This is a genomic window from Streptomyces sp. NPDC001536, from assembly GCF_042894505.1.
Classification (GTDB): Bacteria; Actinomycetota; Actinomycetes; order Streptomycetales; family Streptomycetaceae; genus Streptomyces.
Window position 1 is genome coordinate 13,315 of sequence record NZ_JBIAVQ010000013.1, and the last position, 15,282, is coordinate 28,596.

Consider the following 15,282-nt stretch of genomic DNA (forward strand, 5'->3'; position numbering starts at 1 on the left):
CGAAACGCGCTTGCGTTGAAGTGCGCTCCAGCCCATAGCGTCGTACGCACGAACTGCCCGAAGGGGGAACTGAATCGTGCGTTACACACTGTTCGGCAGGACCGGTCTGCGCGTGAGCGAGCTGAGCCTGGGCGCGATGGTGATGGGTGAGGCCCCGGGCGCCGGCTCCGACAAGGAGACCAGCGCCAAGCTCCTCGACGCCTACGCCGACGCGGGCGGCAACTTCATCGACACGGCCGACATCTACTCGGGCGGCACCTCGGAGCGGATCCTCGGCGAGCTGCTGGAAGGGCGGCGCGAGGAGTTCGTGCTGGCCAGCAAGTACACATGCGGCACTCGCGCGGGAGATGTCAACGCGGCCGGCAACCACCGCAAGAACCTGGTCGGATCGGTGCAGGCGAGCCTGGAACGGCTGCGCACCGACCGGCTCGACGTCCTGTGGGTGCACGCCCGGGACAACTTCACCCCCGTCGACGAGGTGATGCGGGCGCTCGACGACCTCGTACGGACCGGGAAGGTGCTGTACGTCGGTGTCTCGGACTGGCCCGCCTGGGAGATCGCGCAGGCCAACACCCTGGCGGAACTGCGGGGTTGGACCGCGTTCGCGGGCTCGCAGCTCCGCTACAACCTGCTGGAGCGCACCCCGGAGCGTGAACTGCTGCCGCAGGCGCGGGCGTTCGGACAGGCGGTACTGGCGTGGGCGCCGCTGGCGGCCGGAAAGCTGACCGGCAAGTACCGGCGGGGCGAGTCGGGCCGGCTCGACTCCTGGGACGGCAAGGCGAGCGCACAGGAGGAAGAGGTCGTCACCGCCGTCCTGGAGGTCGCCGAGCAGGGCGGCTGGAGCCCGGCCCAGGTGGCGCTGGCCTGGCTGCTCCAGCGGCCCGGCAACGTCGTCCCGATCGTCGCGGCCACCAAGGAGCACCAACTCGCCGACAATCTCGGCAGCGTCGACGTCCGCCTCGACGCCGACGCGGTGGCCCGTCTGGACGAGGTGAGCGCGGTGCCGCTGGGCTTCCCGCACGACTTCGTACGGGACCCGAACGTCGTCCGGACGATCTACGGCGACCGCTGGACGGACATCGACGACCGGCGCTCGGGGTACCGGCGTACGGCGACCGACGTCGTCTAGTCCACGAAGTAACTGTCGTGCCGGACGCGGAACTCCGTGAGCTCCTCGCCGCCGCGCCGCGTCATCTCCGCGACCCGCTCGAAGTACTCCTCGCGCGGGGCGCCCGGGGAGAAGAGCATGAGCATGGACGTGGGCTCGTCGGTCACGTTCTTGAAGGCGTGCAGACCGCCGACCGGCACGTACAGGAAGTCACCCGCGCGGCCGGTGACCCACTTCTCGCCGTCGTAGAGCTCCAGTTCGCCCGAGAGGACGTAGAAGGACTCCGACATCGCCTTGTGGAAGTGGGTTCTGGCCCCGGCGGACCGCGGGCCCAACTCCGCTTTGTAGAGGCCGAATTCGCCGCCGGTCGAGGCATGAGTGGCGAGGTAGTGGGTCGAGCCGCCGGGTGAGGAGAGGTCCGCGGGGGTGTCGGAGGGGCGGAAGACGGCGTTCACTTCGCCCTTGTCCCCGTGGTAGCGGGGCTCCGGGTACGAGAGGTGCTCCGGGTAGGACATGATGCGCTCCTTCTGGATGGTCTCCACCGGAATGGTGGCCCGCGCCCCCGGACGCCGGCATCGGGCCTCCGGATGATCTCCGCCGGTCCGGGGACGAGGGCCTCGGACCTAGACCCGGGCCTGGTCAGGGAAGGTCGTCAGGCGAGCGGCGTCACTGTCACCGAGTCGAGGACGGGGGCGTAGGCCGAGCGCTGTCCGTGCGAGTTGGTGCCGGTGCCGTCGAAGTCGGGGAGCTCGTCGGCGGTGAACGTGACGGTGTTGGCGCCCTGTCGGAGGGTGACGGGGACGGAGAGCCGCCAGAAGTTGTTGAAGTGGAAGGTGGTGGGGAACAGGACGCGGCAAGTGTCGTCCCCGTTGACGGTGAGGTCCGCGTGACGGCAGACCGGGTCCGGGTTGTAGTGGGTGCTCGGCGGCTGCTCTCCGTTGGAGTAGCGGATCGTCAGGGCGTGGCGTCCGGGGCGGTCGGCCGTCACCGTGAGGGTGAGCGCGTTGGCGGGGCCGCGGCCGATGCCGTCGACGGCCTTGCCGCCGGTGGCGTAGGAGAACGCGGCCACCTTCGCGGTGCCGGTGAGCTGTCCCGCCTCGGCGGCGTACGACGTGGTGGGCAGCAGGCCGCGTGAGGGGCCGACGGTCACGGCTTCCAGGTGGAGTTCTTCCGAAGTCGCCGCGACGGTGACCTTGTTGACGCCCCCGGCGAGGAAGACAGGGAGCTCGGCGTCCCCGATCCGCCCGATCTCCTCCCCGTTGACCGTCAGCAGGCCTTCGCCGTCTCCGCGGAGGCCGACGGTCGCCTCCCCGTCGTCGGCCGCGTGCACCCAGAAGGTCGCGGTCGCGCCGGGCGGGAGCACGGCGGCGGGGCCGCTCACGCGCGCTCCGTCGGCGAGGGCCGCGTACCCGGCGTCGTAGCGCGCGACGGTCTGCGGGTCGCGCAGGACCAGGTCGAGCCGGTCGATGACCGCGTCGCCCCGGGTGGCGCCGAGGTCGGGGTCCTGTGCCGCGAGGGTGATCCGGTGGCGGCCCGCGGTCAGCTCCACGTCGGTGTCGGTGTGGCCCCAGACGGCTGGCTTGTAGCCGAGCGGCAGCAGGAGCTCGCGCGGGTGCTCGCCGTCGACGCGCAGGAACACGTTGGTGGGCCCGTGCTCCCGCACCGGTTCGGCGAGGTTGTGCGCGTTGGCGTAGACACGGATCTCGTACGTCCCGTCCCGCGGGACCTCGACGTCGAAGGCGAGGACGCCGTCGGAGCCGGTGCGCAGGCCGCCGACGTGGTAGCCGCCGGAGGTGGCGAACCTGTCGACGTGCTGCGGGGATCCCTCGGGACCGTTCCTGGAGTAGCCGCTGCCCGTGTAGGCGGCGTCCTCGGCCTCGTACGTCTTCCGCCAGCCCGCCGGCGGCTGCGCGGGAACGGTGCCGTCTCCGGGCGAGAGGATCAGCTGGTAGGCGGACATCTCGTCGAGGCCGGTCAGGGGCAGCGTCACCGTCCCGTCCACCACCGGGATTTCCTCGTCCTTCAGGATCAACGGCTGGGTGGAGGCGCCGAGTTGGCCCGTCCAGGGGATCTCCTGGAGCCGTGCGCGGACTCTCGCGCCGAAGAGGTCGGGCCGCCGCACGACGATGTCGGCGGAACCGCTCGATCCCCCGAACAGCACCCGGGCCTGCCGCTTCTCGCGGTCGAGCGTGGCGACGCCCTGGAGCGTGTACTGGACGTTGGGCTGGGGCGCGGTCACCGCGACCGTGTTCCCGGTCATCTGGCCGTAGGCGTTGAAGAGCCACCACTGCCCGTTGGCCTTGTTGGCCTCGACGGCCGAGTCGTTGAGGTTGCCGGCGATGTTCCAGTACGCCATGTCGGCGTCGACCTTGGACTCCTCGATCGCGGCGATCCACTGGATCATCTGCCCGGGGACGGACACGTGGTAATTGTGGGCGTACTCGTTGACGTTGACGGGCAGCGGCCCGATGCCCAACTCCCGCTCCCACTCGCGGTACTTGGCCACGTTCGTGCGGACCTCGGCGGGCGAGGACAGCTCGTGCCAGGTGATCACGTCGGGCAGGACGCCGTGTTCCTTGGCCCAGGCGAGGAAGCCCTTGACCTCGGGGTACAGGACGCAGGTGTTGGGTCCGGCGATCCGGGCGTCCGGGTCGAGGCCCTTGATCAGCCGGTGGATGTCCCGCCAGGCGGCGAAGTAGTGCCGGGGGTCGGTGTGCCACGAGGTGCCGTCGTAGCTCCACTCCCCCTCGCCGAACATGTTGCCCTCGGGTTCGTTGAACGGGACGTAGACGACGTGCGCCTTCAACTCACCCATGGTCAGGACCTGTTCGACCTGCCTGCGGATGCTCTCCGTGAAGCCGGCGAGCCGTTCCTCGCCGGTCGCGCCGGGCCACTCGTAGGGGAAGCCGCGCAGGATGTCCGGCATGTAGAGGTAGACGTCCTGGCCGCCGGCCGCGACGAACGACGGCAGGATCTCCAGGGCGTCCGCGCCGGGGTGCTGGACGCCGTCCTGGGCCTTGGTGGCGACCGTGCGGACGTACATGCCCTCGACGACGGCACGGCTGGGCACACCGTCGCCGTAGAGGCCGTAGAGCGTGCCGCTCGCTCCGCCGTGGAAGGGGCCCGTCTCGGTGCCGAGGTCGACGGTGAGCGTGTGGGCTGCCACGGCATCTCTCTTTCGTCCGGTATCTCGCACATCAGTCGGCGAATCGAACCTAGGGAGCGGACGTGGATCACGTCAATGGAGAAGCCGCCTCCGAAACTTCCGATACGGCTGATCAGACGCGGAGCGCCCCGAGGCGGCCCTCCAGCTGCGTCAGCAACTCGCCGAGCAGTGAGGCGAGTTCACCCTGCTTCTCGCCGTCCAGCACGGACAGCACCGCGGTCTCGTAGGCGAGCTGCTCGGGCAGGATCCCGTCGACGAGGTCACGACCGGCGTCCGTGAGGCGGAGGTGGGCCACCCGGCGGTCGCGGCTGTCGACGCGGCGCTCGACCAGTCCGCGCTCGGTGAGCTGCTTGAGGCGCTTGGTGACGGCGGCGCCCGAGGAGAAGGTCTCCCGGGCCAGATCGCCGGGCGTCAGTTCATGGCCGGTGCGACGGAGCGCGCCGAGCAGGTCGAACTCCGGGCGGCTGAGGCCGGCCCGGCGCAGCGGGGCGTCCTCGGCCTGCTGGAGGAGGGCGGCGGAGCGGTTGATGCGGCCGATGATCTCCATGGGTCCGGTGTCGAGGCCGGGATGGACGGTCTGCCACTGCCGGACGACCGCCGCGACCGTGTCCGTCCGCGGGCCGCTTCCCCTGCTGGTCTCCGCCGTCATGGCCGTACGTCCTCCGTCGTCGCGCTGGTCAGCCGTCGTGTCGTCGCGGCGAGCGTACGGTGTCCCGCCTGCTCGGCGAGGACGACCCGCTCTTGGGGCAGGGCGCGCTGCCACCACTCGCCGGACGCGGCGTCCACGGTGGCACGCAGTTCGACGAGGGCGGCGGCCAGGGTCCGGCGCGCCGGCTCCAGGGCGGCGGGGGCAGGGTGGGGCTCGGCGAGGAGGCGGGCGATGCGTTCGCGGGCGCGGTCGACGGCGGTCAGGGCGCGCTCGACGCGGTCGCCGGAGCGCCGGTCGGTGACGGCGACCGCGGCGACGAAGCCGACCAGGGCGCCGACGACGGTGTCCGCGATCCGCTCGGTGATCAGCCGGCCCGGCTCCTGGAAGCCGGCGAACTCGGTGATGAGCAGGGCCATCGGGGTGACGCAGACGCTGCCGAGCCAGTAGTTGCGGCTGATCAGGGCCTCGGCGCCGAAGTTGAAGGCGAGGCAGCACAGGACGAGGGCGGCCGGGCCGAGGTGGGCGAGCGGGACGACGGCGGCGAAGAGGAGGACGCCGGCGAGGTTGCCGACGACACGCTGGACGCCTCGGCTCCAGGTGAGGGTGAGGTTGGCCTGGTAGAGGGAGGCGGCGGTGACCAGGGCCCAGTAGGGGCGGCCGACGCCGAGGGCCAGGGAGGCGTATCCGGCGAGGGCGCAGCCGAGGGCGGTGCGCAGGGCGAGGGGGGCCAGGGGGCCGAGCCGGCGCCACAACGGGGCACCTTCGAGGCTGAGTTCGGCGTCGATGCCGAGCAGCTCGCCCCGGTCCTCGGTCCGTGGGACCGGTCCGTTGCCGCGCAGGTCGCGCGCCCAGGCCCGCAGCCGGTCCGGGTCGGTGTCGGCGGGGGCGGCGAGGGCGACCTCGGCGCGGACGACGAGGCGGTCCAGGGCACGGCGGGGCTCGGTGCGGGCGCCCGCGGACAGCAGCGTCTGCCAGGCGGCCTGGACGGCGGCGGCCGCCGCGGCGCGGGCGCGGGGGTCGTCGGGCTTCTCGGCGTACGCGGCGGCGGTACGCAGCGCGTGGGCGGTGGCCCGGCGTTCCGGGCCGTGCGGGCGGACCAGGCCGGGGGCCATGCCGATGAGCCAGGCCCAGACGCCCGCCGCGGCGGCGAGGGCCAGGTGGCCGGGGACCTGGGCAGGGGTCTGCGGGGCGAACAGGGCGGCGGAGGTGATGAAGGTGAAGATCACGTTGCCGGGAGGGCCGATGCGGGACGCGTCGCACAGCGCCTTCTGCGCGGCGGCCAGGAGGGCGCCGACGGTGACGAGGGCGACGGCGCTCGCGGTGAGCGAGGCGGCGACGAGGGCGACGGCGAGACCGGCGAGCATACCGAGCACGACCCGGGCCAAGGTGCGGGCCCGGGCGGCGTAGGGGCGGTTGTGGGCGTAGAGCGCGCACAGGGACCCGGCCATCGTGTACATCGCCAGGTCGAGGCGGCCGAGCGCCAGCAAGGTCAGATTGGGCGGGGCGACCGCGACGACCACGCTCAGGGCGGGCTTGAACCAGATGTCCGAGGGTCGGCCGAGGCGCAGGACGCCGGCAAGGGGGAGACGTGGGGTCGCGCTGCTCATACCTACAAGCTTAACAGGTGTTTTACTCGTAAAGGATTCTGATGGCCCTTCGCTGACCTGCCGTGCTCCGCCGAATGCTCCCCGTGTACACCCTTGCGCCCGCGTGCGCGCCACGGGGGCGGGGCATCGCATCCCTGACCGACCGTCGAGCGGGGAGGTGCGTGTGCACGGACCGGCTTCGCCCGGCTGGCTGCTGGTGGCGCTGTGTGCGGCGACCGGGGCCTACTGTCTGCTGCGGATGCGCAGCGAGGTCGAGGAGCAGCGCCGTGCGGCGGGCGGCGAGGCGCTCATGGGCTTCGGCATGGCCGCGATGGCCGTACCGGCCGCCGTGTTCACTCCGCCGTCATGGGCCTGGTCGGTCTACGCCGTCGTGTTCGGCGCGGCCGCCGTACGGGCCCTGTGGGCGGCACGGGCGAGCACCCACCATCTGCACCACCTGGTGGGGGCGTCGGCGATGGTCTACATGGCGGTCGTGATGGCCGCCTCGCCGGGGCATCACGCGGGATCCGGGATCCCTCTGCTGACCGGGGTGCTGCTCCTCTACTTCGTGGGGTACGTCCTGCTGTCCGGGGTGCGGCTGGTGCCCGTGGCCGCCGGGGGCGGGAGTGTCGGCTGGGGCGATCGGCCGGAGCTGGCGCGGGCGTGCCGGCTGTCGATGGGGATCGCGATGGTCGCGATGCTGGCGACGCTCTGAACTCCTCCGTGTCCTGCGTCACTTTGCCCTCGCGGGCCGTACCCCCGCGCGGTACGCCGCTCATAGGCTGCTCCCATGATGGTCCCCGCGGCACTGTTGCTGCTCGGCGCGCTGACCGCCGTCCTCGCCCCTCGGCTGCTCGCCCGGGCCGACTGGGTGGACCGTGAACCCGTGGTCGCCCTGTGGGTGTGGCAGTGCGCGGTGGCGGCCGTACTCCTGTGCTGCGCCCTGTCGATGACGCTCAGCGCGGCGGCCGCCTGGCAGGCGGTGCGCGGCCATGTCTTCGCGTCGGCGCCGTCCGGGGTCGTGGAGGCGTACGCGCTCGGCAGGGGCGGCAGCTGGGCGGCGACGACCGCGGTGACGCTGGCGCTGGGCGGGGTGTGGAGCGCGGCGATGCTGGTCCGTGAGGTCGTACGGGCCCGTGCGCGGCGGCGGCTGCGCCGGGCCGAACTCCTGGTGCGGGCCCCGCTGTTGCCCGGCGAGGAGCAGGGCTCCGGCCGTCTGGTGGTCCTGGAGGGCGAGCGGCCCGACGCCTGGTGGCTGCCCGGATCGGCGCCCCGACTGGTCATCACCACGGCCGCGTTGCGCCGCCTGAAGGGGCGGCAGCTGGACGCCCTGCTGGCCCACGAGGAGGGTCACGCGCAGGCCCGGCACGACTGGCTGCTGCACAGTTCGGGCGCGTTGGCGGGCGGCTTTCCGCAGGTTCCGGTGTTCGCCGCGTTCCGCGACGAGATGCACCGGCTCGTCGAGCTGGCCGCGGACGACATGGCCTCGCGCCGCTTCGGGCGTCTGACGACCGCGCTGGCGCTGGTGGAACTCAACGAGGACCGCGGGGTGTTCGGCCCCTGCCCGACCCCGCAGGCGCATGTCCCGCAGCGGGTGAACCGCCTGCTCACCGCCCCGGACCGGCTCACGGCGGCCCGCCGGCTGCGTCTGACGGCGACGGCGGCGCTGGTGCCGGTGGTTCCGGTGCTGGTGGCGTTCGTGCCGGGATTGCGGGCACTCGGCTAGAACGCCGGCGCACAGCGGAATTGGCCTCCTGCCCCACAGGTCGGAGAGGATCGTTGTATGCACTCGCCGCCCCTCGACGCCCCGTCCCGCCCGCAGGACCAGCGCACCGCCCTCCGCTCGGCCGGTGCCCTGACCGTGTGCTCCGTACTGCTGCTCACCCTGGTAGCGGTCCGGTGGCACCCCCTGATCGGCCTCGACGAGGACATCGCGGCGACCACGCACCGCTGGGCGGTGGACGAGTCAGGGCTCACCCAGACCTTCCGTATCCTCACGGACTGGGTGTGGGACCCGTGGACGATGCGCCTGCTGTGCACGGTGGTCGCGCTGTGGCTTATGTGGCGACGGCAGGCGTGGTGGACGGCTCTGTGGCTGGGGATCACGTGTTTGCTGGGCACCCTGCTGCAACAGGGGCTCAAGGCCGCCGTCGACCGTCCCCGCCCGGTCTGGCCGGACCCCGTCGACTCGGCCCATTTCGCGGCCTACCCCTCCGGTCACGCCATGACCGCCACGGTCGTCTGCGGCCTCCTGCTGTGGCTTCTGCACCACTACGACGCCGGCCGACGCGTCTTCCGTACGGCCCTGGCCGTCTCCGTGCTCTCCGTCGTCGGGGTCGGTCTCACCCGTATCTGGCTCGGCGTCCACTGGACCACCGACGTCGTGGGCGGCTGGCTGCTGGGACTGCTGGTGGTGGCCGTGGCGGTGCTCGTGCACGGACGTCGGAACACGTGAGCTACCGCTACGTGGGACCGGTGGAGATCCGGGCGGCGGTCCGCCCCGGCTCCGAGGGCCGCGCCATCGGCTCACCGGCCGACCTGGGGGCCTGGGTGACCGAGCGCGGCGAGGCCGAGGCGCGGGAGCCGTACACCTTCGTCGTGGACCTGGACGGCCGGCTGCGGCTCGCGCCGCGGCGCAGCGAGCATGTGGCGTGCGCCGCAGGGCGTCCCGTCCTGGCGGCGGGCGAGATGGCCTTCAGCCGCGCCTCGGGGCGGTGGACGGCCCACGAGATCAGCAACCAGTCGACCGGCTACTGCCCGGACCTCACGTCGTGGCGGGCGGTCGCCCGGGCCCTGGAGGCCGCCGGGGTCGGCCACCCCGGCGGCTTCACCCACGAGGTCGTGTTCCGTCGCTGCGAGCGGTGCCGGGAGTGTTCCGTGGTGCGTGAGGAAGATTTCGTGTGCGTGTTCTGCGGCAGCGATCTTCCGGTCGAGTGGAACGTCGACTCGTAGGATCTCCGCATGATCGCAGTGCTGTTCGACTTCTCCGGGACCCTGTTCCGTATCGAGTCCACCGAGTCCTGGCTGCGCGGAACGCTCGCCGAGTCCGGGATCGCGCTCCCCGAGGCCGAGATCACCGCGGCGGCGAGGGCGCTGGAGGTGGCGGGGGCGCTGCCGGGCGGAGCGAATCCGGTGCGGGTGCCCGAGGAACTGGCCGGCCGGTGGGCGACCCGGGACGAGAGCGCCGAGCTGCACCGGGCCACCTACACCGGGCTCTCCCGGCAGGTGCCGTTGCCCGACCCGGGGCTGCACGACCGGCTCTACGACCGCCACCGGTCACCGTCCGCCTGGCAGCCCTACCCGGACGCCGCCGAGGTGCTGCGGGCGCTGCGCGGGCGCGGGATCGGCGTCGGGGTCGTGAGCAACATCGGCTGGGACCTGCGGCCCGTGTTCCGGGAGCACGGCCTCGACCCGTACGTGGACGTCTACGCGCTGTCGTACGAGCACGGCGTCCAGAAGCCGGATCCCCGGCTGTTCGCCCTCGCCTGCGAGGGACTCGGGGCCGACCCGCGCAGGACCCTGATGGTCGGTGACGACCGGCGGGCCGACGGCGGTGCGGCCGCGCTGGGGTGCGGGGTGCACTTCGTGGACCATCTGCCGGTGACCGAGCGCCCGGACGGGCTGCTGCCGGTGCTGGATCTCGTGGACGGAGCCCGAAAGAACACCGCCGGTAAGTAGCCTCAGGCCACCACTGGGGCGGAAGAACCGCCCGCCTCGGACGATCCCCCGCGTCGCCCGAGGCAGACGGCAGCCCTGACCAGCGGATTCCTCGGCTGGTCCGGACGTGCTGAGTATAGTTGGCTGGTAACCAGTCAACGCAGGAGTTACAGCATGTCCCCGCGCAGCGCCTCGGTCAATGAAGAGTTGCGCCGCCGTTCCCGGGAGCGGCTCCTGCACGCGGCGGTCGAGCTGGTCTCCGAGCACGGCTACGAGGCGACGACGCTCGGCGACATCGCGGACCGGGCCGGCTCGGCGCGCGGGCTGACGTCGTACTACTTCCCCGGCAAACGCCAGCTCGTGCAGTCCGCCGTGCACCGGCTGATGCACCGCACGCTGGAGGAGGCGCTGGAGCGCGAGCCGCGGACCGACGACGGCAGGGAGCGGATGGCGCGGGCCATCGACGCGATCCTGGGCCTGGCCAGGGAGCGTCCCGTACTGATGCGCCAGCACATGGCCGGACTGCTTCAGGCCGAGGGTTTCCTGCCGTGCCCGGAACAGCGGCGCCTGGCCGAACTGCTACGGGACACCGTCGCCCGTTACGGCTCGGACGACGTCGACGCCGACTATCCGATGCTGCGCGCCCTGCTGATGGGCGCTGTCTACGCCGCCCTGGTGCCCGGTGTTCCGATGCCGATCCCGGTGCTGCGGGCCGAGTTGTTCGGGCGCTACCGGCTGGACTGGGAGCTGGGCGTCCCGCCGGACACCGCTGAGGCGTCCGACGGGACGTACGAGACCGATCTGTCGCGCTTCTTCGCGACCGGCGATCCCGCGGCCGGTCAGTCGAAGTAGTCCGGCTGCGTCTGGACGTTGAGCTCGCCCAGCCGGACCCACTTGGCCGCGTCCGTGCGCCGGTCCTTGATCTTCAGGACGTCGAAGCCCTTGGCGATGTCGTTCGAGTAGATGTAGCCGTTGTAGTAGTACGCCGACCAGGGACCGGCGGTGGTGAGCTGCTCGGTGTTGACCGGGCCGCGCTCGAAGTAGGCGATCTCCTTCGGCTTCGCGGAGTCGGTGAAGTCCCAGACGGAGACGCCTCCCTGGTACCAGGCCTGGACCATGATGTCCTTGCCCTTGACCGGGATCAGCGAGCCGTTGTGGGCCACACAGACCTCGACGTCGGCCTGGTGGCGGGGGATCTTGAAGTAGCTGCGGAAGACCAGCTTGCGCTTGTCGCCCTTGCCGACGATGTCGTAGATGCCGTCGGCGCCGCGGTTCGGACCGACCGCCGCGTTGCAGGTGGCCGCGCCGCCGCCACCCAACTCATCGGTGAACACGACCTTGTTGGCCTTCTGGTTGAAGGTCGCCGAGTGCCAGAACGCGAAGTTGACGTTGTCCTGCACCCGGTCGATGACCTTCGGGTTCTCGGGGTCCTTGATGGAGAACAGGATGCCGTCGCCCATGCAGGCGCCCGCCGCCAGGTCCTTGGAGGGCAGCACCGTGATGTCGTGGCAGCCGGTGGTCTTGGAGACGCCGGGGTTGGTGGGTCCACCGGGGTTGCCGCCGCCGTCCGGGCCCTCACCCGGGAACAGCACCGGGAAGCTCACGACCGCCGCCTTCTCCGGGGAGTTGCGCGGCACCTTGACGACGGAGATGCCGTCGTGCGGCGGCTGGCAGTCGGGGTAGGCGGCGTTCGGCGAGTACGAGGAGACGTATACGTAGACGTTCTTGCGCTCGGGCACCAGCGTGTGGGTGTGCGAGCCGCACGCGGTCTCGACGGCGGCGACGTACTTCGGGTTCGCCTTGTCGCTGATGTCGAAGACCTTGATGCCCTCCCAGGAGGACTTCTCCGTCGCGGGCTGCGTGGTGCTGTTGCAGCTGTTGTCGGTGCGCGAGGAGTCGGTCGACAGGAAGAGCAGGTCCCCGGAGACCGAGATGTCGTTCTGGGAGCCGGGGCACAGGACCTGGGAAACGATCTTCGGTGCCTTCGGGTTGCTGATGTCGTAGGTGACGAAGCCGTCGAAGTTGCCGGAGAAGGCGTACCTGCCCTGGAACGCCAGGTCCGAGTTGAGACTCGCCAGGGCCTTGGGCGAGTTGGAGACGTGCTCGATGTTGTCGGAGTGGACGATCTCGTCCTTGCCGGGTATCTCGCCGTCGGCTATCGCGGCCCGGACCTCGGCCTCGGTGCTCTGGGACACTTCCTCGCCCACGGTGGGGCCGTCCCCGGGGTCCGGGGTGGCGACCGCGGGTCCCGCCGTCAGCAGCGCCGCCAGGAGCCCGGCCGCGGCCGTGGCAACTCCCAGTCGTCTGTGCCGCGTTCGGGGATTCTTCAACAGGATCACTGTTTCCTCCCTAGTTCCGTTCACCTCGGAACGGTTCTCGCACGACCGAAGTATTGTCTTCGCCATGCACATACCAACAGGGGGCAACAAGATCGCAATGAGATTTTTCGCCCCGGCGGCCCTCACCGCCCTCGCGATGCTGGGAGTTGGGGCCTGCGACGCGGACTCGGACGCGACACCGGCCCCGAGCGGACCGTCGGTCCTCGTCCCCGGCAAGCCCGGCGAGGCGAACCGCACCCTCTCCGCCGACGAGGCCGCGGACCAGCGCGCCGAGGACGACTCCCCCAACTCCGCGGACGTGGCGTACGCCCGGATGATGATCGAGCACCACACCCAGGCACTGGAGCTGACCGAACTCGCCCCGGAGCGCGCGAAGTCCACGAAGGTCGAGAAGCTGGCCGAGCGGATCGCGGCGGCCCAGGGGCCGGAGATCGCCGCCATGCGGAGCTGGCTGAAGACGTACGGCAAGGAGGAGGAAGAGCAGGAGGGCAACGCGCACGACCACGCCTCGATGCCCGGGATGGCCACCGAGGCGCAGATCGACAAGCTGCGGGCCGCCAGGGGCAAGGCCTTCGACGAGCTCTTCCTCACCCTGATGATCACGCATCACGAAGGGGCGATCACCATGGCCACCGACGTGAAGGGACAGGGCAACAACATCCGGATCGAGGAGATGGCCGACGACGTGGTCGCCCAGCAGACTTCCGAGATCTCGCGGATGCGGGACATGCTGTAAGGCCCCTCGCGACCTCAACAGCGTTAGTCAGCGCCTGGCATGACGTGGTGTCAGGTATCCGGCGTCGCGCGCCTGCGCGATCAACCTGAGCGACTTGCGGCGGCTGTGCCCGGTCGCGCACATCACCGCGAGCACCGGGTCGAACCCCTCCTCCTGGGCCGCGCGGTACTCCTGGGCCAGCAGCCGGCGGCCCTCGACACCGCGCGGCCAGGCGGGCCGGGCGCGCCGCGATCCGGCCGGCTCGTCGTCCTCTTCCACCGGTCCGGCTCCGCACGCCTCGAAGAGCGGGCCCTCGATCCAGTCGGCGAACACCGCGAGGTCGTCCAGGGAGAGCGCGGGCTGAGCCCGGACGTCCTCGATCGAGACCTGTCCCTCCGCCACGACCGCGAGCGCGTCGACCCGGGCTCCGTCGGTGAACGCCAGCCGGACGTTGAACCAGGCCGTGGCGCCCTCACCCTCCCGCACTTCCCACGCGGGCCACACGGACACCGCACCGTCCGTCGGGCAACGATCAGAAAGATTAAGAAACGATGCTTCTAGCACACACGCAACGTAACCGCATGATCACTTTCCATACCAACGGACACGCGTCCACGGACCTGTACAGCACCCTGTCAGCGCAGCAGCGACGGTGCGATGCTGGAGACATCAGCGATCTCCTCTGATCCCTCGGGTAAGGAGTACCGCCGTGCTTCGTGTCGCCGTCGTCGGCTCCGGGCCGAGCGGGTGCTACACCGCCCAGAGCCTCGTCCAGCTGGATCCGTCGGTCCGTGTCGACGTCCTGGACCGGCTGCCGTGTCCGTACGGCCTGGTGCGCTACGGGGTGGCGCCGGACCACGAGAAGATCAAGTCCCTCCAGAACAATCTCCGCACCGTCCTGGAGCACGAGCGGGTGCGCTTCCTCGGTGGCGTCCGGGTGGGCGAGGACGGGGTGCCCGCCGCGCGACTGCTGGAGCTCTACCACGCGGTCGTGTACTGCGTGGGGGCCGCCACCGACCGGCATCTGGGCGTTCCCGGCGAGGACCTGCCGGGCAGCTGGTCGGCCACCGAGTTCGTGTCCTGGTACAGCGCCCATCCGGACGCCGTCGACGACGGATTCGTACGCGACGCCCGCTCGGCCGTGGTCATCGGTGTGGGGAACGTCGCGGTCGACGTGGCACGGATGCTGGCCCGGGGCGCCGCGGAGCTGAGCCCCACGGACATGCCGCAGGCCGCGCTCTCCGCGCTGGCCGCGAGCCGGGTGGCCGAGGTCCACATGGTGGGTCGACGAGGCCCCTCCCAGGCGCGCTTCACCACCAAGGAACTGCGCGAGCTGGGCGGCCTGCCGGACACCGAAGTGATGGTGGAACCCGAGGAGTTGGCGCTGGACCCGGCCTACCTCGACCCCTCCGCCCTGCCCGCCGCGCAGCGCCGCAACGTGGAGGTGCTGCGCGGCTGGGCCACGGCTCCCGGGCATTCCGCCTCGCGCCGGATCCGTGTGCGCTTCTTCCTGCGGCCCGTCGAACTCCTCGCGGAGAACGGGCGGGTGGGCGCGGTGCGCTTCGAGCGGACGCTCCCGGACGGACGGGGCGGGGTGACGGGGACCGGCCGGTACGAGGACATCCCGGCCCAGTTGGTGCTGCGGTCGGTGGGCTATCGCGGGGTGCCGCTGGAGGGCCTGCCGTTCGACCCCGCGACCGGCACGGTGCCGCACCTCGCGGGGCGCGTGCTGCGCGAGGGCGCCGTCGCGCCGGGTGAGTACGTGGCGGGGTGGATCAAGCGGGGGCCGACCGGGGTGATCGGCACGAACCGTCCGTGCGCGAAGGAGACGGTGACGTCGCTGGTGGAGGATGCCGCCGTTCTCGTACGCAGGGAATTGGCCGGCGATCCGCTGGCGGCGCTGAGGGCTGACGGGATCGAGCCCGTCGAGTGGACGGGGTGGTGCGCCATCGAACGGGCGGAGGCGGAGCTCGGGGCCTCGCTCGGGCGGAGTGTGGTCAAGCTGCCGGACTGGGAGTCGTTGCTGGCCGCAGCGCGGAGGATCACCTCGTAGCAGGGTGGA

15 protein-coding genes are annotated in these 15,282 nt (G+C 71.4%); 9 read left to right on the top strand and 6 right to left on the bottom strand.

Annotation, left to right across the window (positions count from 1 at the left end):
- The first annotated feature begins 76 nt into the window (after positions 1 to 76).
- Complete coding sequence (locus ACFY0U_RS31155; RefSeq protein ID WP_388641500.1) at positions 77 to 1,129, top strand: aldo/keto reductase; 1,053 nt, start codon at positions 77 to 79, stop codon at positions 1,127 to 1,129.
- Here the strand turns inward: ACFY0U_RS31155 and ACFY0U_RS31160 are convergent.
- The 4 genes from ACFY0U_RS31160 to ACFY0U_RS31175 all read right to left on the bottom strand — a co-directional run bounded on the left by ACFY0U_RS31160 (position 1,126) and on the right by ACFY0U_RS31175 (position 6,530).
- Complete coding sequence (locus ACFY0U_RS31160; RefSeq protein WP_388641502.1) at positions 1,126 to 1,623, bottom strand: cupin domain-containing protein; 498 nt, start codon at positions 1,621 to 1,623, stop codon at positions 1,126 to 1,128. The two genes, ACFY0U_RS31155 and ACFY0U_RS31160, sit on opposite strands and share 4 nt — an antisense overlap.
- A 137-nt stretch (positions 1,624 to 1,760) precedes the next feature.
- Complete coding sequence (locus ACFY0U_RS31165) at positions 1,761 to 4,274, bottom strand: cellulosome protein (protein WP_388641503.1); 2,514 nt, start codon at positions 4,272 to 4,274, stop codon at positions 1,761 to 1,763.
- Between the two features lie 112 nt (positions 4,275 to 4,386).
- Positions 4,387 to 4,923, bottom strand: coding sequence for a MarR family winged helix-turn-helix transcriptional regulator (locus ACFY0U_RS31170; protein ID WP_388641505.1), 537 nt, complete (start codon positions 4,921 to 4,923; stop codon positions 4,387 to 4,389).
- Positions 4,920 to 6,530, bottom strand: a complete 1,611-nt coding sequence (locus ACFY0U_RS31175) for an FUSC family protein (RefSeq protein WP_388641507.1) — start codon at positions 6,528 to 6,530, stop codon at positions 4,920 to 4,922. The genes ACFY0U_RS31170 and ACFY0U_RS31175 overlap by 4 nt, the downstream gene beginning before the upstream one ends.
- Before the next feature lie 163 nt (positions 6,531 to 6,693).
- Here ACFY0U_RS31175 and ACFY0U_RS31180 point away from each other — a divergent pair, with 163 nt between their 5' ends.
- The 6 genes from ACFY0U_RS31180 (at position 6,694) to ACFY0U_RS31205 (ending at position 11,018) form a co-directional block, all read left to right on the top strand.
- On the top strand, positions 6,694 to 7,224 hold the full coding sequence (locus ACFY0U_RS31180; RefSeq protein ID WP_388641508.1) for a DUF5134 domain-containing protein: 531 nt from the start codon (positions 6,694 to 6,696) through the stop codon (positions 7,222 to 7,224).
- A gap of 75 nt (positions 7,225 to 7,299) precedes the next feature.
- Positions 7,300 to 8,235, top strand: a complete 936-nt coding sequence (locus ACFY0U_RS31185) for a M56 family metallopeptidase (RefSeq protein ID WP_388641510.1) — start codon at positions 7,300 to 7,302, stop codon at positions 8,233 to 8,235.
- 57 nt (positions 8,236 to 8,292) lie between these two features.
- A complete protein-coding gene (locus tag ACFY0U_RS31190) occupies positions 8,293 to 8,964 on the top strand; it encodes a phosphatase PAP2 family protein (RefSeq protein ID WP_388641511.1) in 672 nt (223 codons plus the stop codon).
- Positions 8,961 to 9,461 (top strand): hypothetical protein, encoded by a 501-nt coding sequence (locus ACFY0U_RS31195; RefSeq protein ID WP_388641513.1) that lies wholly within the window; start codon positions 8,961 to 8,963, stop codon positions 9,459 to 9,461. The genes ACFY0U_RS31190 and ACFY0U_RS31195 overlap by 4 nt, the downstream gene beginning before the upstream one ends.
- Before the next feature lie 9 nt (positions 9,462 to 9,470).
- Positions 9,471 to 10,187, top strand: a complete 717-nt coding sequence (locus ACFY0U_RS31200) for an HAD family hydrolase (protein ID WP_388641515.1) — start codon at positions 9,471 to 9,473, stop codon at positions 10,185 to 10,187.
- Between the two features lie 153 nt (positions 10,188 to 10,340).
- A complete protein-coding gene (locus tag ACFY0U_RS31205; RefSeq protein ID WP_388641517.1) occupies positions 10,341 to 11,018 on the top strand; it encodes a TetR/AcrR family transcriptional regulator in 678 nt (225 codons plus the stop codon).
- On the opposite strand, the gene ACFY0U_RS31210 is transcribed toward ACFY0U_RS31205, so the two are convergent.
- On the bottom strand, positions 11,006 to 12,505 hold the full coding sequence (locus ACFY0U_RS31210; RefSeq protein WP_388641518.1) for an LVIVD repeat-containing protein: 1,500 nt from the start codon (positions 12,503 to 12,505) through the stop codon (positions 11,006 to 11,008). The two genes, ACFY0U_RS31205 and ACFY0U_RS31210, sit on opposite strands and share 13 nt — an antisense overlap.
- Before the next feature lie 97 nt (positions 12,506 to 12,602).
- Here ACFY0U_RS31210 and ACFY0U_RS31215 point away from each other — a divergent pair, with 97 nt between their 5' ends.
- Positions 12,603 to 13,241, top strand: coding sequence for a DUF305 domain-containing protein (locus ACFY0U_RS31215; protein ID WP_388641519.1), 639 nt, complete (start codon positions 12,603 to 12,605; stop codon positions 13,239 to 13,241).
- A 27-nt stretch (positions 13,242 to 13,268) separates the two neighbouring features.
- Here ACFY0U_RS31215 and ACFY0U_RS31220 read toward each other — a convergent pair whose 3' ends face one another.
- A complete protein-coding gene (locus tag ACFY0U_RS31220) occupies positions 13,269 to 13,730 on the bottom strand; it encodes a DUF6214 family protein (RefSeq protein ID WP_388641520.1) in 462 nt (153 codons plus the stop codon).
- Positions 13,731 to 13,929: 199 nt separating this feature from the next.
- Between ACFY0U_RS31220 and ACFY0U_RS31225 the strand changes: the two genes are divergently transcribed.
- Positions 13,930 to 15,273, top strand: a complete 1,344-nt coding sequence (locus tag ACFY0U_RS31225; protein ID WP_388641521.1) for an FAD-dependent oxidoreductase — start codon at positions 13,930 to 13,932, stop codon at positions 15,271 to 15,273.
- Positions 15,274 to 15,282 lie beyond the last annotated feature (9 nt).